Origin of the sequence: Pseudomonas sp. MEJ108 (assembly GCF_030208985.1) — a bacterium.
Taxonomy (GTDB): domain Bacteria; phylum Pseudomonadota; class Gammaproteobacteria; order Pseudomonadales; family Pseudomonadaceae; genus Aquipseudomonas; species Aquipseudomonas fragariae.
Map to the genome: position 1 here is coordinate 189,706 of NZ_JARVSW010000014.1, position 25,826 is coordinate 215,531.

Consider the following 25,826-nt stretch of genomic DNA (forward strand, 5'->3'; position numbering starts at 1 on the left):
TGCGCAAGACTTTGAGCATCCGCAAAGTTGCCCTGTCATTACCTTCATCACGGTGTAGCGCGGCTCAAGCCAGCCTAAAAATCGGCGCCCACCAGCGCATCTACCTCCTCACGGCCAGGCGCCGTTGCCGGCCCCCGGCGGGTGACCGCGATTGCTGCTGCCGCATTGGCGCGCAGCGCTGCGCGGTCGACATCGCTGCCCCTGGCCAACTCGGCCAGCAGCACACCGGCATGAGCGTCGCCGGCTCCATTGGTGTCGAGTGCCGTGACGGCAAAGCCGGGTATGAGCCGCGTCTGTCCAGCATGGTGGATCCAGCAGCCTGCGGGGCCGTCACGCATCACTATGAGCGCATCTTCGCGCAGAATGGACGCCAGGCGGTGGATCGCGTCGTCGGGCGTCCGGGTTTGCGTGAAGCGCAGGGCTTCTTCGCGGTTGCTGGACCATAAGCTGATCAGGGGAAGTACGGCGCGCATCTCGACGCCATGAAGCGCATCAACCAGTGGGCCTGGGTCGAATACCACGGCAGTGCCGCTGGGCATTCCGCCCAGCCAGGCGAGCAGGGCTGTGACCTTGTTTTTGTGGGCCAGGCTGTAGCCGCTGACAAATACGTAATCTTCGGCGCTGACCTGCACGCCATGCAGATCCTCGGCAGATAAGCCACCTTCAGCGCCCACATAGGAGATGAACGAGCGCTCGGCCGAGGCTTCCACCAGGGCAACGGCCAGGCCGGTGTCCTCACCGGAAACGGGCATCGTAGAAATTTCCACGCCTTCGTCGCGCATAGCCTGGCGAGCAATGTCGCCGAAGCGGCCCTGGCCATGGCGACCCAGGTAAACGGTGCGCAAGCCATTGCGGCAGGCAGCGGCCATGACATTGAAGCCGCCTCCGGCCTCGAACGTGGCGCTGCTGGCCAGCACATCTCCGCCCGACGGCGGCAGGCGGTCGATGGCCATGACCAGGTCAACCACGACCTGGCCGGTGTAGAACAATTTAGCGGGCATGGGCAGCCTCTTCGGTAACGACACGGCGATCACGCGCCCCGCCGAGCAGCGCATACAGGCCACCGGCGACAATGAAGGTCACGATCCAGCCCAGGCCGTTATGACCCAGCCAGGAATCGGCGAGGAAGCCTTTGAACAGCACATGCTCCGGGGTGGTGGCCACGGTGGTGAAGCTGAAGCCAAGCACGATTGCTAATGCCCACGAGCCCAGCGCGCGCCATTCGACGCCGCCGCGATACCAGTAAGCGCTGCGTGGGGTCTGGTCCAGCAGGTCTTTTGGGGAGTAGATGTGGCGGTGCAGCAGGTCGACGACAAAGATGCCGACCCACGCGGTAATGGGCACTGCCAACATCGAGATGAACGTAATGAAGGGGCCGTAGAAGCTGTCGGCGATCAACATGAAATAGATCGAACCGGCAAAGATCGCGATGATATCGACGATGACTGCGTGTACTCGCTTGACCTTCAGGCCGAGGGTCAGGGTGGTCAGGCCGGCCGAGTAGACCGACAGGTTGTTGGACAACAGCAGGCCGCCGAACGCAGTGATCAGGTAGGGCACGGCCATCCAGGTGGGCAACATTTCGCGAATGGCGATGATCGGGTCGGTGGCTGACGCCAGATGATCGTTGCCCACCGACAACAGGCCGCCAAGAGTGATCAGCAAGACCAAGGGGATCCCTGCGCCAAACGCCGCCGATGCCACCAGGCGAGTGGCCTTGACGCTGGCGTGCTGATAGCGGGACATGTCGGCGCCCGCATTGGCCCAACCGATACCGGTGCCTGCGGCCATGGTGCCAACGCCAATAATCATGGCACTCAGTGGCGCTGCTGGCGCGTCGAAGACCAGGCTCCAATCGATGTGGGTGAGTAGAAAGCCACCGACCACCAGGTTCAGCGCGCCAAACAGGTAAGTCGCCCATTTCTGGATGACCAGCAAGGTGGCATGGCCCAGGCCCGAGACGGTCAGGGTCAGCAGTACGAACAAGGCGATGAACACAAGGGTCAGGCCAGGCGAGTTTTTCGCCTCCACGGGGGTGCCGAAAAGGATTGCGAACAGTGACAGCAGGACGAACGCGGCAGTGGTGGTGTTGACCGTTTCCCAGCCCAGACGCGACATCAGCGAAACCAGCGTAGGCCCGATATTGCCTCGTACCCCGAAGATGGCCCGGGACAGCGTCAGGCTCGGGGCCCGCCCGCGGCGCCCGGCAATGGAGATCACGCCCACCACGGCGAACGAGCCGGCGGCACCGAGGATGGCGACGATAATTGCCTGCCAGATAGCCAGCCCCTGGAACGCTACCAGGGTGGCACCGAGCGGCAAGCCGAGGATGCTGATATTGGCGGCGAACCAGACCCAGAACAACTGCAGCGGGTGGCCGTTGCACTCGTTTTCAGGAACCGGCTCGATACCGCGGGTTTCCAGCTGACCCGCACCTTGAGAGGGGGACGATGTAGTCATTTGCGTTGCTCCTATTGCCTTTATTGTGGTTGTGGCAGTACGTCAGCAGGTGCAATCCAGTGCAAATTGGCTTTTCCGAAATCGGGTCAGCCTGATCGCCGCCCGGAAGGCTGAGGGCGAGGGTGATCTCGTTCACAGTGGGCGAGCACAGCCCGGTCCATCAACCGGTGCGCAGGGCCAGCAGTTGTTCGACCAAAGGCGCTAGATCGAGCGTGTTGACCGCATCAATTTGCTCAATCAACGCCGCCGGCCAGGCGTGCATGCCGTTGCAGGCGCCCAGCATGGCGCCGAGAATGGCGGCAATCGTGTCGGTGTCGCCGCCCAGGCTGGCCGCCATGCACACGGCGTCGAACGGACTGAGCTGGCTGCTCGCCACACGGTGGGCGAGGGTGAACGCAGCGACCACTGATTCCTGTGAGGCGACCGAGGTACCAATCACATCGTGCACCCGGTCGGCCAGCTGTTCGTCTGTGCAGTCAGCGCACAGTGCCTTGGCCCATTGAATGCGCGCGGCGATACGCCCACCCGCAACCCAATGGCCATGGCGTTCGGCACTCAGGGCTACCTCGGCGCCTGTCTCCAGCGCTTCGGCCAGGGGCGCGCCATTGATCCCGGCGGACACCACGGCCGCGACCGCCGCCGCGCTGGAGATGCCCAGCGTGGTGTTATGGGTGACCTGACAGGCTTGCACCACCAGCGCCATGAAGGCCTCGCGGTTGCTCACGTCGGCCGCGATGCCTACCGGGGTGATACGCATTGCCGCGCCATTGGTGGTGCCGAAGCGGCCAGCCTCTTCAGGGCTGTGGCCGTCAAGGATCATTTCAATCGCGCGCTTGGTCGAAGGCCCCAGCAGGTCGTAGGAGCCCTTGGCTTTCATCGCGGCTTCCCACTCGATCAGGCTGTGGGCCAATGCTGTCGGGTCAATGCTGCCGCCGCCGGCCACCAGCAACTGTGCCACCAGGATGGCCTGCTCGGTGTCATCGGTGATGGCGCCGGCCGGCATGTTGGGTGCGATCGGCTGGTCGGCATCGGCGCCGATCAGCGTAGTGATACGGCCATAGCGTTGCAGGATCAACGCGCGCGGCAGCGACTGCGTCGGCATGCCCAAGGCGTCGCCCAGGGCCAGGCCATAAAAGGCGCCCAGGCCTCGGTCTTGCAGAAATGTCGCGCTCATGTGGACGATCCGAAGGCGAGATGAAGGCGAAAATGCACAGGGTCCAACAGGCTCTCTACGTGCTCCATAAAACGTTCACGGCGGTCAAAGGTCGTGCGCACGGCCTTGAGAAACACCGTGCCGGGCTCGCGTGCCAGCAGCGCGGCGTCATCACGGTTCAAGGGGCCTGCGCCGATCCACTGGTCACCCTTGTCGCCAATGAAGCCGTGCGCGGCCATGGTCACCGTCAGTGACTGTTCCAGCAGGCCGTTTTGCGGCAGGTTTTCCAAGCCATCGACCGCCGGAATCAAGGCGCGCTCCAGGGAAACGATACTGCCGTCGGCGGCGATACGTCGGCGGTCCAGAGCCACCAGACTGGAAGTGCCCAGGCGCACTTCCATGTCGGGGCGTTGCACCGCCACCAGGCGCAGGATTTCCGTACGCACGCCAGCACCCGTATCGGCCAGGGCCTGGGCCCAGCCGGCACGCTGGTCCAGGCTGAAGCCGTCGTAGGTGACGATCGAGCCCACGCCGGTCTGCGTGGCAATGAAGTTACGCCGCTTGAGCTCGGACAACGCCTCGCGCAGCGTGCCGCGGCTGACGTTGAATTCCTGGGCCAGGAGATTTTCCCCGGGAAGCAGAGCACCGGAGCTCATCTGGCCGCTTTCGATACGGCGGATCAGCTCATTGATCACTTGGGTTTTCTTGTCGAATCGAACCTGTCTAGTCATGTACATTTTATAGGGGCATGTTGGGTTGGAATGCAAGCTGTTTTTGCGTGGCACATTGTCATGCGACGTACCGTGCTTAAGGGATTGGTCTCATCGTCTGCGCACATCATGCTCGCAGTTCGACAAGTCACCTTGCAGGTCACGCCTGCAAGGTTTTTGAAGCGAGCCTTGCGCTCACCCACCCTCCAGTGCCAGCCAGGGCAGTCCGATGTGGGTCAAGGCTTTGGCAATAGGAGGGCTTTTTCGATTATTTTCCAGCCTGCAACCCGATCACCCGGCCAAGGAATTTGGGCCTCGGCAGCTCGGACTGCCCAGCGCTTATAGCGTCAAGTCTTTCCTTTGTTGCCTCGGTAAACAGCGTTGCATGCGGGCCGGAAAGGTCTACGTGCAACAACATCTGCTCATTGCCGGCCAGCTCCATGTCATCGCCTGCCAAATGTAGGCTGTGATAGAGATGCAGGCGCTTGGCGTCGTAGGCGATCAGTTGGGTATGCACCTCGACCTCGGCGCCGAGTTTCACTTCGTGCAGGTAATTGAGGTGCAGTTCCAGGGTGAACAGCGAGTGGCCGCTGGCTTCGCGGTTGTCGCTACCCAGCCCCAGCGCGTCCATCAGCCCGTCAGTGGCGTAGCTGAAGATCAGCAGGTAGAACGCGTCACGAAGGTGGCCGTTGTAGTCGACCCAGTCGGGTTGGACTCGGGTGGTGTAGGTGGTCAGTGCAGGCATGTCGGGGGATTCCGGGTCATTACTGATCAAAATGAGGGCGCTGGCGTGCTTTGCAGGACGATGGAAGAATCACCGCCACTCATCAAAGGCAAGCCAGCTTGCGGAGGTTCATTGCGTGAAGCTCATGCCATGCCTGGCCTTGGTAGTCTTTACCGCCTCCAGCACCGCGAGCAAGCAATCGTCACGGTAGCGCTCCAACGCAGAGATACTGTGTTTACCCAACTGGTCAGTGGTGCCGTCGACCACATCGTCGATCAGTTTGTCGGTCAGTTCCGGTGCCGGCAGGTAGGTCCACGGCAACTGCAACGCCGGGCCGAACTGAGTCATGAAGTGGCGCATGCCCGCTTCGCCACCCGCCAACGTGTAGGTGAGAAAGGTGCCCATGAACGACCAGCGCAGCCCTGCGCCGAAGCGAATCGCATCATCGATTTCGCCGGTGGTCGCCACGCCGTCATTGACCAGGTGCAGCGCCTCGCGCCATAGCGCTTCGAGCAAGCGGTCAGCGATAAAACCGGGGACTTCCTTGCGCACGTGCAGCGGGCGCATACCGAGGGATTCATAGACCTTGATTGCCGCCTGTATGGCCGCCGGAGCAGTATTTTTGCCGCCCACCACTTCGACCAACGGCAGTAGGTACACCGGATTGAACGGGTGACCGACCACGCAGCGTTCCGGGTGCGCGGAGCTTTCGTAGAAGTCACTTGGCAACAGGCCCGACGTACTCGAGCCAATTAACACATTCGGCCTGGCCGCCGCGCTGATCCTGCTGTGCAGATCCAGTTTCAGTTCCAGGCGTTCCGGGGCGCTTTCCTGAATGAAGTCGGCGTCTCTCACACATTCTTCGACAGTGGCCACAAAACGCAGGCGGTTCTGGGATGCACCGGGTACTAGGCCCTGTTGTTCCAGCGCCCCCCAGCACTTGGCGACACGGTTACGCAGCGCTGCTTCGGCGCCGGGCGCGGGGTCCCAGGCAACCACATCCAGGCCATGGGCGAGGGCGCGGGATACCCAGCCACTGCCGATGACGCCGCTGCCGAGAGCGGCGAAAGTTTTGATTTCAGTGATAAAGCTCATGGCGACGTTCCTGAAGAGTGCGGTGATTTATGTCTCGGAGGCATTAGCCGCGCTTGGTAAGGCCCATCTTGGTGCGGCCTTCTGCCGGGCTCATGACTCGCGCGCCCAGACGGCTGAGAATTTCACTGGCGCGCTCCACCAGTTGGCCGTTGGTGGCGAGTACGCCCTTGTCCAGCCACAGGTTGTCCTCCAGACCGACCCGGACGTTGCCTCCCAGCAACACCGCTTGCGCGGCCATCGGCATCTGCATGCGGCCGATGCCAAAGCCAGCCCACACCGCGTCGGCTGGCAGGTTATCGACCATGGCTTTCATGGTGGTGGTGTCGGCTGGTGCGCCCCATGGAATACCCAGGCACAGCTGGAACAGCGGGTTATCGAGCAGTCCTTCCTTGAGCATCTGTTTGGCGAACCACAGGTGGCCGGTGTCGAAAATTTCCAGCTCGGCCTTTACGCCCAGCGCCTGGATACGTTTGGCGCCGGCACGCAGTTGCGATGGGGTTGACACATAAATAGCGTCGCCGTCGCCAAAGTTCAGGGTGCCGCAGTCGAGGGTGCAGATTTCCGGCAGCAGTTCCTCGACATGGGCCAGACGTGTCAGCGGGCCGACCAGATCGGTATTGGGACCAAACTCCATCGGGTGCTCACCGTCGCCAATCTCCAGATCGCCACCCATGCCAGCGGTGAGGTTGACGATGATGTCGATGTCGGCCTCCCGAATACGCTCCATCACTTCGCGGTACAGCGCCACGTCGCGGCTGAATTTTCCGGTGTGCGGGTCGCGCACATGACAGTGCACCACGGTGGCACCGGCCTTGGCCGCCTCAACCGCGGCGGCCGCGATTTGCTTGGGCGTGACCGGTACGTGAGGGCTTCGGGCGGTCGTGTCGCCAGCACCGGTGAGTGCGCAGGTGATGATGACGTCGTGGTTCATGGGGGGCTCCTTACAGGCGTGAGGACGCCGTTCGCGACCACGGATGCTCGCGAAACGGCCGTTCAAAATCGGGTTATTGGCTGCTCGATTGAAGGTTTGCCGCAGCCGGTTTGCCGTCGAAGGTGGTGACGCCTTCCAGCCAGCGCGCCTGGTCTTGCGGATGGTCTTTGAGCCATTGTCTGGCGGACTCAAGAGCATCCTTGTGATCCAGTAGCGGCTGCATCATCCGGCTCTCGTCGGCGGCGGTGAACGTCAGGTTAGTCAGCAATTTGTGCACGTTGGGGCACTGTTCGGCATAAGTCGGCGAAGTGACCGTCCACACAGTGGCCATGCCCTCGTTCGGGCCCAGGGCGTCGTCGCTGCCATTGAGGTAAGTCATCGCCACGTTGACGTTCATCGGGTGCGGCGTCCAGCCGAAAAACACCACGGCTTCCTTGCGGCGGACGGCGCGGTCCACGGCGGCGAGCATGCCGGCTTCGCTGGACTCCACCAGCTGGAATTTGCCCAGACCGAACTGGTTTTTGGCGATCATCGCCTTGATCTGGGTATTGGCGCCTGAACCAGGCTCGATGCCGTAGATTTTGCCGCCCAGTTCCTTCTCGAACTTGGCGATATCGGCAAAGGACTTTAGGCCCTTGTCCGCCAGGTAAGTCGGCACGGCGAGGGTGGCGCGAGCGTCTTCCAGGCTCGGTTTGTCGAGCACTTTGACTTTCCGGGCCTCGACAAACGGCGCGATGGTCTGGGTCATCAGCGGGTTCCAGTAGCCCAGAAAGAGATCCAGGCGCTGGTCGCGGATGCCGGCGAAAATGATCTGCTGGGACGCGCTGGTCTGTTTGGTCTTGTAACCGAGGCCGTCGAGCAACACTTGGGTCATGGCGCTGGTTGCGATCACGTCGGTCCAGTTCACCCCACCCATGCGCACGTTCTGGCATGAAGCGGCATCAACTGCCATTACATTGCTGCTCAACAGAGCGCTGGCGCCAAGTGCAAGCACGCTGCAGCCAATCAGTCGGTTCATGGTGGGGCCCTCGGCAGATCGTTATTGTGGGGTGTCGGCGTCTTTGTGCACCGTGGAAGCAAATTACCCTGCCTGGAGGGCGCCGAAGCGCACTGCAGCGACCCACTTTTGCACTGCGGCGACCTGCCTCTTGAATGCGCTCATGAACGGGAGTATCAACGTGCCACGCTGCAGGTCCGACGAGAGCGCCACCATGGCCCAGGATTTCTATTTTTTGCTGATGCCGGGCTTCTCGGCCATCGGCTTTATCTCCGCGCTGGAGCCCTTGCGGGTGGCCAACCGCTTTGGTGGCGAGCTGTACCGCTGGCACGTCCTGAGCGCCGATGGCGGCGCGGTACAGGCGAGCAACGGCATGTCGGTCAACGCCGACGCGGCGCTTGAGTCGCTGAAAAAAGGCGCGACCCTGCTGGTAGTGGCTGGCTTTGAACCGCTGCAGTTCGCGACCCCGGCCCTGCAGCAATGGCTGCGGCGCCTTGATCATGACGGCGTGACCCTGGGCGCTATCGACACAGGCGCCTGCGTGCTCGCTGAAACCGGCTTGCTCGACGGCTATCGCCTGACTTTGCACTGGGAAGCCATCGACGCGTTCAAGGAGTCCTACCCACAGCTCACCGTCACCCAGGAACTGTTCGAGATCGACCGCCGCCGCATTACCTGCGCAGGGGGCACCGCGTCCATCGACCTGATGCTCGACCTGATCGCCCAGGCCCACGGCCCCGAGTTGGCGATTCAGGTATCCGAACAATTCGTACTGGGCCGCATCCGCACACGCAAGGACCATCAGCGCATGCAGATCGCTACGCGCTATGGCATCGCCAACAAGAAGTTGGTGCACGTGATCGGAGAGATGGAACAGCAAACCGAACGCCCGCTCAGCACGCTGGCCCTTGCCGAAGCGATCAACGTCACCCGGCGCCAGCTGGAACGCTTGTTTCGCCTGCACCTGAACGATACGCCGAGCAACTTCTATCTGGGCCTGCGCCTGGAGAAAGCCCGGCAACTGCTGCGGCAAAGCGGTCTGAGTGTGCTGGAAGTGAGCATCGCCTGCGGGTTCGAATCGCCGTCGTATTTCACTCGCAGCTATCGAGCACGGTTTACGAAATGCCCGAGGGAGGATCGGCGGCGGGAGGGGATTTGAGTGTTGTTTTCAGGGGGCGGGATTGGGCTTTGCGTAGGCGGGTTTTGGTGTTGGTTATAGCTGTAATCTCCGGCTGGTGTTGGTAGCAGTAGAAACAGGAGCGCCGATTTGAGTGATTATGTTTGCGCGTTTAGCGGGCGGTCTGTAGAGGTGTAGGCGATGGGGAGATAATTCGTTTAGAGGCTATCCGGATTTCCCCAAAAACATTTTTACTGGGCTCTGGGCCGGTGGTTTCAGTTTGAAAAAATCTTTATATGCCTTCAATTTTTCCCCCAGTCAGACGGCATATATGAACGATCATGAATGGCGATTCAAGATACGGTCTGAGATCTTCCAGGTTGTGTGGGAGCTTCTGATGAAAGACAATGCCGAAATAAGTCGTCACACGGGTGAAGCACATATGTAGGACCCGCTCGAACAGCGTCTGCTTTGCTTCGACGAGCTCGTCCAGCCCGATGAGGAACACCGCATCGAACTAGAGCACTTTGATATGTTGAACATCGAACACCCGGATATCGTAATGATTACCCAATGACTGGCCATCGACACAGGGGACTGGGAGAAAATTTCTGCTCTCTAGCTTCTCGGTAAGCGCTTCTGAGACGGGTTCGCTTGCTTCATAAATCCCAATCCTCGACACCACCTGCCCATGTTGGAACTTCACCGCAATCTCGCGTACCTATCCGCACTGTGCCATTTGAAGTTAAAATGCCAGTATGCGAGAGGTTTATTACAAGGATGCTGTTCAAATGGTTTTACCGGATCAACCTAAAAGCCTGATTTTTGACCTGGAAGTCGTCCCCGGCAAACCCAATCAAACTGACCGCATATTTATGGTTGGTGCGATGCGTCCTGATAAGGACGAGGAGCTTGAGCATAAGGTCAACAAGGACTTGCCTGCAGTGCTTGAGGCCCTTGATCGCTTAGGGCAGGGCGCTAGCTTTGTACTTGGCCATAACGTTATCGACCATGATTTACCCATACTTCTAGAGCAAGCTGCGCATCTGGCATTACACCAGCTGCCGGTGATAGACACCCTACGCCTATCGCCTTTGGCCTTTCCACAAAACCCGTATCACCGGCTGGTCAAAGATTACAAACTCGTTCGTGACAGCCTCAACTCACCACTGTCCGATTGCCGCTCAACCTTGACACTGTTCAATGATCAGCGGCGAGCATTCAAAGATCTGAGTATTAATCTGCAATCAGAACTGCTCTGCTACCAAGCGCTGCTCGCTCCAATGCCAGATAGCGACCTGGGGGCGTTCTTTACCTCGATAACTGGTCAGGCGCCTAGATCCCTCAAAGAAATTCGTCACCTGATCCCAGAGCTACTTAGGGAAACTGACCCAACGTTGACGCGCACTTCCAAGGTTTGCAGTAAACGACTGAACCAGTTGTTGCAACGCGACCTCATGGACGACAGCCAGCGTTGGCCACTTGCTTATGCGCTGGCCTGGCTGCGCGTGTCAGGCGGCAACTCGGTTCTGGCACCTTGGGTACGCCATCAATTTCCTGCAACAGGTAAATTGATTGCTGAACTGCGTGATATTCCCTGCGGGGAGAGCCAATGCGACTATTGCAGCACCACTCATGATCCTCGCCACGAGCTCAGGCGCTACTTCGCTCCTATTCAGGACTTTCGGACCGAACCAGACGGACGCTCCTTACAGCATGACGTGGTGCTGGCAGGCATGCAGGGCAAGCACGTGCTCGCGATTCTTGCGACAGGGGGCGGAAAATCCTTGTGCTACCAGTTACCGGCGCTGAACCGCTTTCACCGCAACGGCAGCTTGACGATCATCATATCGCCGCTGCAGTCGCTGATGAAAGATCAGGTCGACGGCCTACTGGCTCGTAACGTCCAATGCGCTGCAACTTTGAATGGTCTGTTGACCATGCCCGAGCGGGCAGAGGTGCTGGAGAAGATCCAATTAGGCGATGTGGGCATTTTGCTGGTATCCCCCGAGCAGTTTCGCAATATGGCTTTTCGCCGCGCGATCTCCCAGCGCCAGGTCGGCGCCTGGATCTTCGATGAGGCGCATTGTTTGTCCAAATGGGGCGCAGATTTTCGCCCGGATTACCTCTATGTATCGCGCTTCATCAAGCAGTTCTCTGGGGACGGTCCGCTCGCGGCGATTGGCTGCTTTACGGCTACGGCCAAACCTGATGTGCTTGAGGACATCGAACAGCATTTCAAAGAGCAGTTGGGCATAACCTTCAAGCAGTTTATCGGTACCCACGAGCGTACCAATCTGCACTTCGAGGTCCTGCCGTGTTCTCGCTCAGAAAAGCGCCACCATGCTCAGACGTTAATTGAGGAAGAGCTAGGCACCAGCGAGGGTGGCGCGGTGATATTCGTTTCAAGCCGAAAAGGCGCTGAAGAGCTTGCAGACTTTTTGATCGGCCACGGATGGGCTTGCAAGTACTTCCACGCTGGGCTGGAGCCACATGAAAAAAAAGATATTCAGGACGCCTTCAAGGGCGGGGAACTGAAGATTATCGTGGCCACCAACGCTTTTGGCATGGGCGTCGACAAACCCGATATTCGCTTGGTGATACATGCTGATATTCCGGGGTCGCTCGAGAACTACTTACAAGAAGCCGGTCGCGCCGGTCGCGATCAAGGGCAGGCTCGGTGCGTACTTCTGTATGACGCTCAGGACATCGAAAACCAGTTCGGGATGTGCGAAGGTTCGAAACTGACCCTGCGTGATATCCAGCAAATCCTGCGCAAGTTGCGCAAGGAGAGCGACCGACGCAAGGGCAGCAGGCTCGTCATCACTGCCGGTGAGGTGCTGATGGATGAGCATGTTGATACTAGCTTTGAAGCCGGAGAACGTGATGCTGAAACCAAGGTAGCCACGGCAGTGTCCTGGCTTGAGCGAGGGCAGTTTTTAAAACGGGAGGAGAACCAGACCCAAATCTTTCCGGCAAGCCTGAAGTTGACTAAGGAGGAGGCCGATAAGCGTCTGGCCACCGTTAAGTTATCGGCCAGGCGGCTCGAAGAATTCAGGGCTATCTTGAGTTATCTGTACGAAGCTAATGTCGACGAGCGAATCAACACCGACGCCTTGATGGCTCTGACTAGCCTCACGTCCGAAGAAGTCACTGCGACACTGCGTCAGATGGAGGACTTGGGGCTTTTGGTTAACGACTCTAAGCTGACCTTATACGTCCGACATGGGGTCGTGTTCCCTTCCACTCAACGCCTGCAAGCTACCTTACAGCTCGAGTCTGCCTTGTTCGACCTGCTGCAGGAACTGGCGCCTGAGGCCGAGAGTGGGGAATGGCAGGACCTGAACGTGCCACTGTTGACCTCGACGCTCAAAACAGCTTCTGGTAACAAGGACCTGATACCGCTTCACGTGTTGCGACTGCTGCGCAGCCTGGCCCAAGATCACGACAGCAATAGCCAGCAGCGCAGCAGTTTCGAACTGCGCCAGATCACTCAGGATTTCCTCAAGTTGCGCATCCGCGGCGGACACAACTGGAGAGCTATTCAAGGGCTGGGAGAGCGTCGACGTGCTTTGGCCGCTGTCGTCCTCACGTTTTTGATTGGCAAATTACCGCCGGGTTCACGCAACAAAGACCTGTTAGTGGATACTACGTTCGGCGAACTTATGGGCCTGATTGATCTGGATCTTGAGCTGCGCACTAGAATCCCAGAGTCGCAGCGCCGCAAGGCCGTTGAGCACGTACTGCTGTACCTGCATAAGCAAGAAGTGATTACGCTGAACCACGGCATGACAGTCATGCGTCGGGCTATGACGATTGAAGTCGAGGGGGGAAAGCGCACCGGATTCCTGAAAGATGATTATCAGCGTCTTGATGAGCACTACCGAGAAAAACGTATTCAGGTTCACGTCATGCGCGAGTATGCCGAGGTTGGGCTTGGCTCGATGGGCTATGCCCTGGATCTCGTTCAGCACTATTTCACACTAGCCAAACAGGAGTTCATTCGCCGCTACTTCGTAGATCGCGAGGAGGTACTTAAGCTAGCCACGAGTGAGGAATCTTGGCGTAGCATTGTCGAGAAGCTTAGTGCTGCTCAGCGGATCATCGTGTCCGATGATGATGATGTGAATCGCCTGATTCTGGCTGGGCCCGGCTCCGGCAAAACGCGTGTGATCGTGCATCGAATCGCTTACCTGTTGCGAGTTCGTCGCGTTCCGGCGCGCTGTATCGTGGCTTTGACGTTCAACCGGCATGCAGCAAATGAGATCAAGCAGCGCCTGATCAAGTTGGTTGGCGCTGATGCCTTTGGGGTCAACGTGATGACGTATCATCGCATGGCCATGCGCCTGACGGGCACTCGCTTCGAGCGAGGTGAAACGCTTGAAGAAGGGCGATTAGCCCAGGTGATGGGAGAGGCTGTTGAGTTGCTTGAAGGCAAGCGTCAGGTAGAAGGGGAGGACGATCTGCGCGAGCAATTGATGCGAGGCTACCGCTACATCCTCGTTGATGAGTACCAGGACATTGATGACCTACAGTATCGGCTCGTAAGTGCGTTGGCCGGGCGTAAGTCTGAAGAAGAAGGGCGCTTGTGCATTTTGGCAGTCGGTGACGATGATCAGAACATCTACGCCTGGCGGGATACGAATAACCGCTATATAGAGCGCTTTCGCGATGAGTATTCGGCTACAAAGAACTATCTGGTCGACAACTACCGTTCCAGCGGTCGCATCATTGATGCGGCTAACCGGGTTATTGGTCGTAACCCAGATCGCCTGAAAAAGGACCATCCGATTCAGATTGATACTGTTCGTCGCGCAATGCCGAAAGGCGGTGACTGGGAAACCCTCGACATTGAGCGGGAGGGGCGCGTGCTTCGCCTCAAAATAGACGCTCAGGGCCACGCACGGGCTAATCTGCAAGCCCAGGCAGCGATGACAGAGTTGCAGCGCCTGCTCAGTTTGGACAGCGAGGATTGGCATGGGTGTGCCGTGCTAGCCCGCACCCATCAAAACCTGCTGCCCCTTCAGGCGTGGTGTGAAGCTCACGGCGTTCCATATTGTTTGGCAGCCGACAAGGAAGGTGTCTTACCTCTCACCGCTCAACGTGGCTTCGTGCAGGCTGTTGAAATACTAAGAGAGATTACCGAACCGCTGAGTGCCTCCGAGACATGGACATATCTAGGTAAGAGGCAGCTCGGGCCAGAATGGTACGACATGTTACTCGTCGCCTTTGATCAGCTAACAGCCGAGTTCGGACAATGTCCGCTAAGTGCTGAGATCCTGCTCGATTGGCTCTATGACTATTTCCGGGAGCTGCGTCAGCAACCTAGAAAGGGTCTCTATCTGGGCACTGTCCACTCCGCCAAAGGCCTGGAGTTCCGCCACGTAGTCGTGCTTGACGGCGGCTGGTCCACGCAGCCTGAAACGCTTAGCGATGAGCGTCGACTCTACTACGTGGGCATGACTCGCGCCGAGCAGACTTTAACCTTGTGTGAATACCCAGAAGGCAATCCTTTCTGCAGCCAACTTACGGAAGAGGTCATGGCGCGAACCTTCCGAGGAGAATACCTTGCGGAGCTGGAGACGCGTTACCTACAACTCTCTTTGAAGGACATTGATCTTGATTATGCTGGGCGTCAGAACCCTACGGCATCAATACACAAGGTATTGGCAGCGCTTGAACCTGGCGACATGCTTTCGTTTAAAGCTCATGAAGATAGATATCTGATTCAGGACGCCAACGGTTATGTTATTGGCCGCACAGCAAAATCATTCAGCCTAGATCTTGATATTGAGGAGTGTGAAGTGGCGGCTGTTTTGGTTCGGCGTTCTGACCGGTGTGAAGAGTCGTTTCGAGCTTATCATCGTTCGCAAGAGTGGGAGCTAGTCGTGCCGAGAATCGCTGGCCGGGTCGTAATGAGCGATACATAACTTTGACGCTAATCTACCTCGAGCAGTAGTTTAGCTAATAGCGCTACTGTCGATGCTATTTGAGTTGATCTGTGGTTGGAGCCAGGACACCAAAATCGCATACCGTATTTACAACGCCCGTCCGGAAATAGCTGCCGTGCAGCTGTCGTATTTTTGATACCAGGTGTCGTGCGCAGTACTGCATCTCCATGACCTATGAAAAGCCAGAAATAACCAGCTAAACAGCCTGCCCAACGCCCCCTAAAGACTATCCGGATCCCCAAAAAACATCTGAATCCGCGACCTCAACCAACGCTCCCCAGGGTCATTATCCTGCGCGCCGCGCCAGGCCATGTGCAGTTCGAACGTTCGGGTTTCAATCGGCAAGTCTTCGGAGCGAACGCCTCCTGCGGCGGTCAGGACCTGCGCCGCATAGTCGGGCACGGTGGCGATGATGTCGGTGCCGGTGAGCAGTGTGGCCAGGCCGTTGAACTGGGGCACGGCAAGGACGACGTGGCGTTTGCGGTCGAGTTTTTCCAGATGTTCGTCGATGAAGCCGCTCAGGTCGCCGGCGAAGGAGACCAGTGCGTGGGGGCGGGCGCAGAAGTCGTCGAGGCTCAACGGGCCGGGTATCGAGTCGGCACGCAGCAATTGCGGCTTGCTCCTGCGCAGGACCTTGCGCTTGGCGTTGGCGGGCAGGTCCTGGGTGTAGCTGACGCCGACCGAAATCTCTCCGGAGGCGAGCAGGGGTGGCATGAGGATGTAATTGACCCGTCTGACCACCAGCACAATGCCCGGCGCTTCGGAGCGCAGACGCTTGAGCAGGGTGGGCAACAGTGCGAACTCGACGTCATCGGACAGGCCGATGCGGAACACCGAGGTGCTGGTCGCCGGGTCGAACTCCGAGGCGCGGCTGACCGCTGTCGAGATGGAGTCGAGTGCGGGGGAGAGCAGGGCGAAGATTTCCGTCGCTCGGGCGGTGGGCTCCATGCTGCGCCCGGTGCGCACGAACAGTGGATCATCGAACAGGCCGCGTAGCCGCGACAGCGCAGCGCTGATTGCCGGCTGACCGAGAAACAGCTTTTCCGCCGCACGCGTGACACTGCGCTCATGCATCAGAGTCTCGAAAACGATGAGCAAATTGAGGTCGACGCGACGCAGGTCGTTGCGATTCATGCGGAATATCTCGGGCCATTTGTCGGTTGAGGACGTGAGCAGGGTGCGATAGTACGAGCAAATGCGGGTCGGGCGCAGCGAAAATTACTGTGGGGGTTACTGAATGTCCACACGGCTTGCAATGTTTCGTCGACATGCGAACAATGGCGGCCATTACGCGCATCGACGCCCGGACGCTGTCTGGCTGCGCCGTGCAGCGCACAGGACACAATCGATGACAGGCATGTCGACTATTAATAGCCACCGATGGTGTTGCCGGCAATGCCCGGATAAAGTTTGTGGCATCAAGGTTCACCAGGCGAGGTTCTAAATGTCCCGCACGATCCGTTTCCACCAGTTTGGCCCGGCCGAGGTGCTCAAAGTCGAAGAGCATCCTGTCGCGTCGCCTGTCACCGGCGAGGTACAGGTGCGTGTTCAGGCCATCGGTGTCAGCTGGTACGACGTTCTTTGGCGGCAAAATCTCGCGGCTACCCATGCCCGGCTGCCTGCCGGCCTGGGTTATGAGATGGCTGGCGTGGTTACCGCGCTGGGTGACGGTGTGGATGATCTGCAAGTGGGCGACAAGGTCGCCAGTTTTCCTGCTGCCGACGCCAATCAGCACCCGGTCTATGGCGAATCCATCGTCATGCCGCGTCGGGCGCTGACCCGCTATCCGGATGCGCTGACGCCGGTCCAGGCCAGCGTGCATTACACGCCGTATCTGGTGGCTTACTTTGCATACGTTGATCTGGCGCGTATCAAGTCCGGGCAGACCGTACTGGTCACCGACGCCAGCCACTGCTCCGGCCCTGCATTCGTGCAGTTGGGCAAGGCGCTGGGGGCTCGGGTCATCGCCGCGACCAAGACCGAAGACGCCCGCGAGTACCTGCTGTCACTGGGGGCCGACAAGGTGGTGGTCACCGAAGAACAGGACTTGTTGATGGCGATCAACAAGTACACCGACAACCGTGGTGTCGATGCCGTCTTCGATGGTCTTGGCGGTCCGCAGATGTCGATCATGGGCGATGTGCTTGCGCCGCGTGGCAGTCTGGTGCTGTATGGCCTGCAAGGCGGTAATCAGACACCGTTCCCGGCCTGTGCCGCATTTCAGAAGAACATCCAGTTCTACGTGCATTGCCTGGGCAATTTCACCGGCAAGCCCGAGCTGGGCATTACCCAGGATCAAGAAGCGCTGCAGCGTGCCTTGCAGGACATCAACCAGATGACTCGCGACAAGGTGCTTATGCCATTGCAGACGCGCAGCTTTCCGTTCGACCAGGTAGTGCAGGCGCACCGTTACATGGATGTCTGCCCGATTGGCGGGCGTGCGGTGCTGGAAGTCGAGGCGGTCTGATTCATCACCTCCTTGTCAGCGCGGGTTATTGAAAAGCCTTCCGAACGGAAGGCTTTTTGCATTCCATATTGCAAAAGAGCCGCCAGGCATTAAACGACGTCGAATGATGCACCTGTCAGTTTGCCGAGACGTGCAGAACTGTGAATGAACAGTGACAATAAAAACCCGCAACAGGGTCGACGTGATTGTTTATTTGAGTGTATGAGTTCTGTCAGTGAAAGCGATATTATAAATATCATGTCCTACGCGTCAGAATGAAATATTAACAGCGGCGGGTGCCCGGCAGCCTGTGGTGACGCCTGAGCGGCCTGGCTGCTGGGGTTGCAGGCTGTTAAGTTCAAAGGGAATCGCTTGTCGCCGGCGTTCGGTGACACCTTTAAACAGCGTGTTTAATCAGTTGAAAGTTCGCCCTGAACTGCACTGTTTTTCAATGCAAACTGTCTATTGTAATTGTTTTAAAGATACTGATAATGCGTCGGTAATTACCACTCAGGGAATGAGTCATGCTCGACTATAAATTGGGTTGTCAGCTTGATGTTCAATGTGCTGTCTGCACCGTGTCATGTCTTGAGCGACAGGCAGGTGACACACAATGAGTTCTATCCACGAACAGGCAATGAATTATGTCTACCAGCAAGTGTTGCAACGCTTGTTGGGATACTTCTCGCGAGCAGAGCGCACTGCGCTGCAGTTGTTGATCCAGCGCCTGATTGTGGCGGCTGGCGGCATTGAGCGAATTTCCGGCTTCAAGGTGCTGGTGGCGTTCGGTGGTGGCAAGGACAGTGCCTACACACTGGCCTTTTTGCGCGCTGCCCAGTTGAGTATTGCCTGCCGCTCGCCCGGTACATTCAGCCTGCGGGTTGCCAATCGGCGTCACGCGGGCATGACTCCTGCGGTGATGGATAACATCAACCGCACCTATTCTGCGTTGTTTCTCTACGACGACCCGCGTGTCGAGATGTTGGTGATCGACAATCAGTACACCCAGGCCTTCGAGCCGGACCTGCCTTTTTCCAGCGCGGGGCGTGAGCAGAATCGTCTGGACATGCTGCTGGGTGGGCACCTGTCTGCTGGCGACGCCCGCACCACGTTTTGCAATACCTGTTACCTCGGGCTGGCGGAGTTTCTGGGGCGCGCCCTGAGCTGGGGCAGTGGGGTTGATGCGGTGGTCAGTGGCGATTCGCTCAGAGAGCAGCGTCAGTACGCGACCTGGATCATGCGTCTGGCCCAGCGTACCGGGCAATACTCGGGCAGTTGGGGCAAGCAGACGCTGGCCAGCGTGCTCAATGTCATCGATACGATTGGCCAGGCCTACTACCACGAGCTGTACGGTGAGGGCGATGACAGCACGCCCGCAAGCCGAGCCATGGCGCTGCCTGAAAAAAGCAGCTCGCCGGCGTTCATCACCATTGCCGATCTGGTCAGTTGCAAGGCGGACGAACACTGGAACCTGCTGACCGAATTCCTCGATTTCCGCTTCGATGATCTGTCGTTCAGCTTCAGTGAATCCGATTGCGCCAACCCTTTGTTGATGGCCCACATGCGCGGCCTGACGGCGCAGTACCTGCAAGCGCGTACTTATGCCGACGGGATCGCCGAATACCTTGAACTGGCGACGTCACTGATGCGCAGAAAGCAGATGCCGCCACGATTGATCGACCAGACGCTGAGCGCTTATGCCGGTCGGGCGCGCATCGAGGCGCGCCGCGAGCTGGCATCGAGCTTCGCTCAGGAGGGCTTCGGCCTGAACGAGACTCAACTGGTGTGCATGCTGTTTTCGCCGTTCGTGGATCATGGCCATGGGCTGGAGTCGTTTCTGCGCAGTTGCCACCCTGGGATGCTGGTAGCGCTGCCGGATCTGCACAAGGCGCTGTCGGGTTCGACGGCGCCGGATCAGGTCATGCAGTGGCTGGTGGATATCAGCGGTTTGAGCCTCAAGTCGTTGCACAACCTCTACGGCAAGCAGCGGGTGAACTTCGACGACCCGCAGTCAATCATCGCCAGAATCCGCGCTGCCGACCCCGACAAGCGCCGGATCATGACCGTTGATCCGGCGACGGGGCAGGCAGTGGCCGAGATGCTCTCGGGACGCTGATCCGGTCGCCAAACATGACTGCTGTCGGTAAACGGCGTTGGTCATGCAGCGATGTTCTGAAGCCTGTTCTGGTTGAGCGGCGGGTACCTGCATGAAAAACAACACGGATTTCGCCTATCAGGCGGTCTACCGCTACCTGGTGCGTCTGGTTGACCAGCAGCAGGGCGAGCCGGCGCTGAAAATGCCGTCACTGCGACAGCTGGCGCAGCGCCTGAACGTATCGATATCGACGGTGCAAAGCGCCTATTCATTGCTGGAAAAGGAAGGGCGCGTCTATTCGCTGCCCAAATCGGGTTATTACTCGGTACCGCGCAGCTTGAATGCGCACGGTCACGTAGTGCCTGACGCAGACGGCGATCTTTTGCAGGCCCTGTACGCCAACGCCCGGCGTCCCGGCATGGCGTTGCTGGGTTGCGATGAGCCGGCGCTTTTGCTCGCCCAGGACAGTCCGCTGCCGGCGATGGAGCGCGAGCTGGGCAGGCATTACCCGCACCCGCGGGACCCGGTTTTTCAGCCATTCGGCGAGCCGGAACTTCGCACGGCGCTGGCCGCCCGGTACACCCGCGATGCAGCGCATTGCTGGCACGCTGACAATGTCTATGTTGCCGCTGACTTTCATGGCGCATTCAAGGCGGTGCTTGGCACGCTGCGGCTGCGCGGTGGCACGGTACTGGTGGAATCGCCCTGTGCCTGGGCGTTGCTGCGCCTGCTGCAATCGTTCGACATCCGGGTTATCGAGCTGCCGCTGGATGAGACCGGCAGCCTTGATGCGGCCCGGCTTGACGGCGTATTGCGCGGCCATGACATCGGCCTTGCCGTGTTGCCCGCGTTGCTGAACCCGGTGCGAGGCAGTGTGCGTCCGCAAGACAACAGCCAGGCTGTCGCCGAAGTGCTCAATCGTCATCAGGTCTGGGTGTTGGAAAACGACAGTCACGCCGGGCTGCAATTTGCTGCCGGGCAGGCCCCCTTGCGCGACTGGATCGACCCGCAGCGGCTGGTGATCATCGGCGGATTCGAGAAGAGCCTCGGGCCTGAAGCGCCCTATGCTTACCTGCTGTGCAAAAGCCTGGATGCGCATTGGCAGCAGTATTTCTGCCTGCGAGCATTCGAACTGCCGCCGCTTCGGCAAAGGGCCATCGCCAGGTTATGCAGCAGCGGGCGTCTGGACAGGCATCTGCTGGCGTTGCGAGAGACGCTGAGCAGACGCATGCAGGCGATAACGCAGCAACTGGATGAACAGACCGGCGGGACACTGCGCTATCAGCTGCCCGAGGGCGGCTGCGGCGTGTGGGCCGAGAGCGCTTACCGGGTGGACATGCGTCAGGTCTTCGTTGCGTTGCTGGCCCAGTCGATCGTCGTCAGTCCTGGCGAGCTGTTCACTTTGCAGAGCCGCTACTCGCAACATCTGTGGGTCAGCTATGCGACTGACTGGACCCGTGAACCTGGCAGGCTGCTGGGCGCGCTGGCAGAGGCATTAAGTCACGCTCGTCTGCCATAGGCGTTGACCTGGCAGGCCGTCGATCCATTTGTGTTTGCCAGACGTGGTGCAAGGTTGTTAACTGGACGCCTGTCCAGTATTCACAACCAACGGCTCCCCAGCGCAGTGACCCCGAACGCCCCCGTAAACCCTGATCCCGAGCCTGTCCTCGCAAGCGACCTGCCTGCACGTTATGTCGTGGCCGTGCGCGCGTTGTGCGAGTTTACCGCCAAGGTGGGCGACCTCGACCTGCGCTTCACGCCGTCACCCACGGCGCAGGAAGGTATTGCCGGGCACCGCACGGTCGCCGCGCGGCGCGGTGCCGATTACCAGGCCGAGCTGTCGTTGAGTGGTGATTATCGCGAGCTGACGGTAAGGGGCAGGGCGGATGGCTATGACGCCAGTCGCAATCAACTGGAAGAGGTGAAAACCTATCGCGGTGAACTCGACGCGATGCCCGCCAACCACCGTCAGTTGCACTGGGCGCAGGTGAAGGTCTACGGCTGGCTGCTTTGCCAGCGCCTGCAGCTTGAGAACGTGACGCTGGCGCTGGTGTATTTCAACATTGTCAGCGAGCAGGAAACCCTGATTCGCGAGCCGTTCAGTGCGGCCACGCTGCAAGCGTTCTTCGAACGACAGTGCACGATATTCCTCGGCTGGGCGCAGCAGGAACTGGCGCATACGCAGGCGCTGCACACGACGCTGGGCAACCTGAAATTCCCCCACGCGTCTTTCCGTACCGGGCAGCGGGTGCTGGCCGAGTCGGTGTACAAGGCCGTCAGTACCGGCTGTTGCCTGATGGCTCAGGCGCCTACCGGTATCGGCAAAACGGTGGGCACGCTGTTTCCCTTGCTCAAGGCCGCGCCCGGCCAGAAGCTCGACAAGATTTTCTTTCTCACCGCCAAGACGCCGGGGCGTCGACTGGCACTGGATGCGCTGGAAGTCATCAATTACAGCGCGCCGGAGCTGAAGCTGCGGGTCCTTGAGCTGGTGGCGCGTGACAAGGCCTGCGAGCATCCGGACAAGGCCTGTAACGGTGATTCCTGTCCGCTGGCCAGCGGCTTTTATGATCGTCTGCCAGCCGCTCGCTCAGCGGCGTTGACCTCGCCGTGGCTGAATCAGGCGGGCGTGCGCGATGTCGCCTTGCAGCATCAGGTTTGCCCGTATTATTTGAGCCAGGAACTGGCGCGCTGGGCTGACGTGGTCATCGCGGACTACAACTATTACTTTGACCTGAGCGCGCTGCTGTTCGGCCTCGCTCAGCTCAATCAGTGGCGCGTTGCGGTGCTGGTCGATGAAGCCCACAACATGGTCGAGCGGGCACGCCAGATGTACAGCGCGAGCCTTGACCAGAGCCAGCTGAAAGCCTTGATCCAGACAGCGCCGGAACCGGTGAAAAAAGCCTTGCAGCGCCTGGATCGCCAATGGAATGCGCTGCACAAGGCACAGCCCGGTACCTATCAGGCTTATTCGGCAGCACCGGAAAAATTCATCGGCAGCCTCAACCAGAGCATCTCGACCATCGGTGATCATTTCAACGAGCACCCGCAGGCAGTGGATGGCACGTTGCAGGGGTTCTACCTGGACGCCATCGGCTTTGCGCGCATCGCCGAGCTGTTCGATGAGCATTTCATTTTCGACATCACCCGGCGCGAGGCGGGCGGCAAGCGCGTTCTGTCGCGCCTCAGCCTGCGCAACGTCGTCCCTGCGCGTTTCATCCGCCCGCGCCTGACCGCTGCGCGCAGCACGGTACTGTTTTCCGCAACGCTCAACCCGCGCCACTATTACGCGGACCTGCTGGGATTGCCGGCCAATACCGCATGGATCGATGTGGAATCGCCGTTTCACCACGATCAGCTCGATGTGCGCATCGTCAGTCGCATTTCCACTCGCTTCACTCATCGTCAGGCTTCGCTGGCGCCGATTGTCGAACTGATGGCCAAGCAGTTCGATGCTCGGCCGGGCAATTACCTGGCGTTCTTCAGCAGTTTCGATTACCTGCAGCAGGTCGCCGAGCTGATGGCGCGCACCCACCCGCACATCAGCCTCTGGCTGCAGGCACGGGGGATGGGCGAGAGTGAGCGCCACGCGTTTCTCGACCGGTTCACCCTGAGCAGTCAGGGCATCGGTTTTGCCGTGCTGGGCGGCGCGTTTGGTGAAGGTATCGACTTGCCGGGCGCACGCCTGATCGGCGCGTTCATCGCCACCCTGGGGCTGCCTCAGCTCAATCCGGTCAACGAACAGTTCAAGCAGCGCATGGCGGCGCTGTTCGGTGCCGGTTACGACTACACCTACCTTTACCCCGGCGTGCAGAAGGTGGTGCAGGCTGCGGGGCGGGTTATCCGCAGCCAGAGTGACAGTGGTGTGGTGATGCTCATCGATGACCGTTTTGCCGAGCACAAGGTGAAGCAGTTGTTTCCAGCGTGGTGGCGGCCCGAAACGTCGATGGCCTGAGCTCGGTTGCCGTTTTGGCGATTGAGCTGAAACAGAAGCAGATGCCGGGGATCAATACTCAAGCAGCGCTGTCGAACTGCCAGTAAACTGCGGCATCGATCATCTTGGCAGCTGCAGCAAGTCTTTATTTTTTCTCCGTATTTCATTTCTTCGTGGAGGTTGTATGAGTCTCAGTCCTTTCGCCGGCAAGCTGGCACCTGCGCAGTTACTGGTCGATATTCCGAGACTGGTCACGGCTTACTACACCGGCCAGCCCGATGCATCGGTGCCCACTCAACGTGTTGCGTTCGGCACTTCCGGGCACCGTGGCACGTCGTTTGACCTGGGTTTCAACGAATGGCACGTGCTGGCTATCAGTCAGGCGATCTGCCTTTACCGCAAGGCCAACGGCATCGACGGCCCCTTGTTTCTGGGTGCCGATACCCACGCGCTGTCGACCCCGGCCGCAGCCACCGCGCTTGAAGTGCTGGCCGCCAATGGCGTGCAGGTGATGATTTCGCAAGGTGACGAATACACCCCGACGCCTGCGGTTTCCCACGCGATTATCTGCTACAACCGCGGCCGTACCTCAGGGCTGGCGGACGGCATCGTCATTACGCCGTCGCACAACCCGCCGCAAAGCGGTGGCTTCAAGTACAACCCGCCCAATGGCGGCCCGGCCGACAGTGATGTCACCAAGTGGATCGAGAACAAGGCCAACGAACTGCTGGCCGAGAACGTCACTGGCGTTTCACGCATCAGCCGTGAAAAAGCGCTGCGTGCCGATACCACGCACCGCCATGATTACGTCAACACCTACGTGGCCGACCTGAAGAACGTGATCGACATGGACGCCATCCGCAACTCGGGCCTGCGTCTTGGTGTCGACCCGCTGGGCGGCGCCGGAGTGAATTACTGGTCGGCTATTGGCGAGCATTACGGCCTGAATCTGGATGTGGTCAATAAATTTGTCGACCCTACGTTCCGCTTCATGACCGTCGACTGGGATGGCCAGATTCGCATGGACCCGTCCTCCAGCCACGCGATGCAAAGCCTGATCGGTCTCAAGGACCGTTATCAGGTTGCATTTGCCTGCGATCCGGATCACGACCGCCACGGCATCGTGACCCCGTCTGGTGGACTGATGACGCCCAACAGCTACCTCGCCGTATCCATCGATTACCTGTTTCAGAACCGTCCCGAGTGGCGTGCCGATGCAGCGGTCGGCAAGACCGTGGTCAGCAGCGGCATGATCGATCGGGTGGCCAAGCGCTTGGGCCGTCGCCTGTACGAAGTGCCGGTCGGCTTCAAATACTTCGCTCAGGGGCTGTTCGAGGGCTCGCTGGGTTTTGGCGGTGAAGAAAGCGCCGGCGCCTCGTTCCTGCGCCGCGACGGTACGGTCTGGACCACTGACAAGGACGGTCTGATTCCGGCCTTGCTGGCTGCGGAAATGACCGCGCGTACCGGTCGCGACCCGAGCCAGATCTACAAGACCATGACTGAAGAACTGGGCGAGCCGTTCTCGACCCGCGTCGATGCCAAGGCCAACCCGCAACAGAAGGCACTGCTGAGCAAGCTGTCGCCGGAGCAGGTGACTTCCACTGAACTGGCGGGCGAGCCTATTCAGCAGGTGCTGAGCAATGCACCGGGCAACGATCAGGCGTTTGGTGGCGTCAAGGTCATGACCGAAAATGGCTGGTTTGCGGCGCGCCCTTCAGGCACCGAGGACATCTACAAGATCTACGCCGAGAGCTTTGTCAGCGAAGATCACCTCAAGCGTCTGGTGGCAGAAGCTCAAGTGCTGGTAGACGGCGCCATTTCGCCGAACTGATCAGCGCGCTGGCCGATGCCCGAAAAACCTCGAACCGCGCTCGGTTCGGGGTTTTTCAGCTTTTGACCTGTGCGTCAGTCGCGATAGAACACCTGCACCAGGTGATAGCCGAATTTGCTCTTGATTGGCCCATGCACGATGCGCAGCGGCTTTTTGAAGATCACCTGATCGATGGCGCCGACCATTTGCCCAGGCCTGACTTCGCCCAGATCGCCGCCACGTTTGCCGGACGGGCAGCTAGAATGCTTTTTAGCCAGCACGTCAAACGCCTCACCCTTGGCAATACGCAGCTTGAGCTGTTCGGCCTCTTCGGCGGTCTTCACCAGAATATGGCGGGCTTGGGCTTTCATGTCGCAATATCACCTGCTGCAAAAGGCTGCCATTA

The 25,826-nt window shown here is 59.4% G+C and carries 17 protein-coding genes; 7 read left to right on the forward strand and 10 right to left on the reverse strand.

The genetic code is table 11. The features are described 5' to 3' along the window. Positions 1-74: 74 nt before the first annotated feature. From QRN50_RS08565 to QRN50_RS08600, 8 genes are all read right to left on the reverse strand, one after another. Positions 75-1,001, reverse strand: coding sequence for a PfkB family carbohydrate kinase (locus tag QRN50_RS08565; RefSeq protein ID WP_096126507.1), 927 nt, complete (start codon positions 999-1,001; stop codon positions 75-77). Further along, positions 991-2,460 (reverse strand): purine-cytosine permease family protein, encoded by a 1,470-nt coding sequence (locus QRN50_RS08570; RefSeq protein ID WP_096126506.1) that lies wholly within the window; start codon positions 2,458-2,460, stop codon positions 991-993. The genes QRN50_RS08565 and QRN50_RS08570 overlap by 11 nt, the downstream gene beginning before the upstream one ends. Positions 2,461-2,620: 160 nt before the next feature. Continuing rightward, positions 2,621-3,634 carry an ADP-ribosylglycohydrolase family protein gene (locus QRN50_RS08575; protein ID WP_096126505.1) on the reverse strand — a complete coding sequence of 338 codons (1,014 nt, stop codon included), beginning with the start codon at positions 3,632-3,634 and terminating at the stop codon, positions 2,621-2,623. After that, positions 3,631-4,350 carry a GntR family transcriptional regulator gene (locus QRN50_RS08580; protein WP_011268086.1) on the reverse strand — a complete coding sequence of 240 codons (720 nt, stop codon included), beginning with the start codon at positions 4,348-4,350 and terminating at the stop codon, positions 3,631-3,633. The genes QRN50_RS08575 and QRN50_RS08580 overlap by 4 nt, the downstream gene beginning before the upstream one ends. Positions 4,351-4,591: 241 nt before the next feature. Continuing rightward, positions 4,592-5,068 (reverse strand): thioesterase family protein, encoded by a 477-nt coding sequence (locus tag QRN50_RS08585; protein WP_096126504.1) that lies wholly within the window; start codon positions 5,066-5,068, stop codon positions 4,592-4,594. Between the two features lie 108 nt (positions 5,069-5,176). Next, the gene (locus QRN50_RS08590) at positions 5,177-6,142 is read right to left on the reverse strand and encodes an L-carnitine dehydrogenase (RefSeq protein ID WP_096126503.1); all 966 of its coding nucleotides are present in this window, start codon (positions 6,140-6,142) and stop codon (positions 5,177-5,179) included. A gap of 43 nt (positions 6,143-6,185) precedes the next feature. After that, on the reverse strand, positions 6,186-7,073 hold the full coding sequence (gene cdhC / locus QRN50_RS08595) for a 3-dehydrocarnitine:acetyl-CoA trimethylamine transferase CdhC (RefSeq protein ID WP_096103667.1): 888 nt from the start codon (positions 7,071-7,073) through the stop codon (positions 6,186-6,188). A 73-nt stretch (positions 7,074-7,146) separates the two neighbouring features. Continuing rightward, entirely contained in the window at positions 7,147-8,091 is a 945-nt protein-coding gene (locus tag QRN50_RS08600; protein ID WP_096126502.1) for a choline ABC transporter substrate-binding protein, read from the reverse strand. Positions 8,092-8,284: 193 nt separating this feature from the next. Here QRN50_RS08600 and QRN50_RS08605 point away from each other — a divergent pair, with 193 nt between their 5' ends. Then, positions 8,285-9,229 (forward strand): GlxA family transcriptional regulator, encoded by a 945-nt coding sequence (locus tag QRN50_RS08605; protein WP_192873858.1) that lies wholly within the window; start codon positions 8,285-8,287, stop codon positions 9,227-9,229. Between the two features lie 749 nt (positions 9,230-9,978). After that, positions 9,979-15,117, forward strand: coding sequence for a RecQ family ATP-dependent DNA helicase (locus QRN50_RS08610; protein ID WP_096126501.1), 5,139 nt, complete (start codon positions 9,979-9,981; stop codon positions 15,115-15,117). Positions 15,118-15,357: 240 nt separating this feature from the next. On the opposite strand, the gene QRN50_RS08615 is transcribed toward QRN50_RS08610, so the two are convergent. Continuing rightward, the gene (locus QRN50_RS08615; RefSeq protein WP_003347707.1) at positions 15,358-16,272 is read right to left on the reverse strand and encodes a LysR family transcriptional regulator; all 915 of its coding nucleotides are present in this window, start codon (positions 16,270-16,272) and stop codon (positions 15,358-15,360) included. Between the two features lie 310 nt (positions 16,273-16,582). Here QRN50_RS08615 and QRN50_RS08620 point away from each other — a divergent pair, with 310 nt between their 5' ends. The 5 genes from QRN50_RS08620 to pgm all read left to right on the forward strand — a co-directional run bounded on the left by QRN50_RS08620 (position 16,583) and on the right by pgm (position 25,441). Beyond that, positions 16,583-17,605: a zinc-dependent alcohol dehydrogenase family protein gene (locus QRN50_RS08620; protein WP_003400830.1), complete on the forward strand. Its 1,023-nt coding sequence runs from the start codon at positions 16,583-16,585 to the stop codon at positions 17,603-17,605. Positions 17,606-18,197: 592 nt separating this feature from the next. Continuing rightward, positions 18,198-19,700 (forward strand): hypothetical protein, encoded by a 1,503-nt coding sequence (locus tag QRN50_RS08625; RefSeq protein WP_024641466.1) that lies wholly within the window; start codon positions 18,198-18,200, stop codon positions 19,698-19,700. 91 nt (positions 19,701-19,791) lie between these two features. Continuing rightward, positions 19,792-21,198: an aminotransferase-like domain-containing protein gene (locus tag QRN50_RS08630; protein ID WP_096126500.1), complete on the forward strand. Its 1,407-nt coding sequence runs from the start codon at positions 19,792-19,794 to the stop codon at positions 21,196-21,198. 105 nt (positions 21,199-21,303) lie between these two features. Further along, positions 21,304-23,631 carry an ATP-dependent DNA helicase gene (locus QRN50_RS08635; protein ID WP_058822111.1) on the forward strand — a complete coding sequence of 776 codons (2,328 nt, stop codon included), beginning with the start codon at positions 21,304-21,306 and terminating at the stop codon, positions 23,629-23,631. 163 nt (positions 23,632-23,794) lie between these two features. Next, a complete protein-coding gene (gene pgm, locus QRN50_RS08640; RefSeq protein ID WP_096126499.1) occupies positions 23,795-25,441 on the forward strand; it encodes a phosphoglucomutase (alpha-D-glucose-1,6-bisphosphate-dependent) in 1,647 nt (548 codons plus the stop codon). 74 nt (positions 25,442-25,515) lie between these two features. Here the strand turns inward: pgm and QRN50_RS08645 are convergent, their stop codons facing one another. After that, positions 25,516-25,791, reverse strand: a complete 276-nt coding sequence (locus tag QRN50_RS08645; RefSeq protein ID WP_003400836.1) for a peptidylprolyl isomerase — start codon at positions 25,789-25,791, stop codon at positions 25,516-25,518. Between the last annotated feature and the right edge of the window lie 35 nt (positions 25,792-25,826).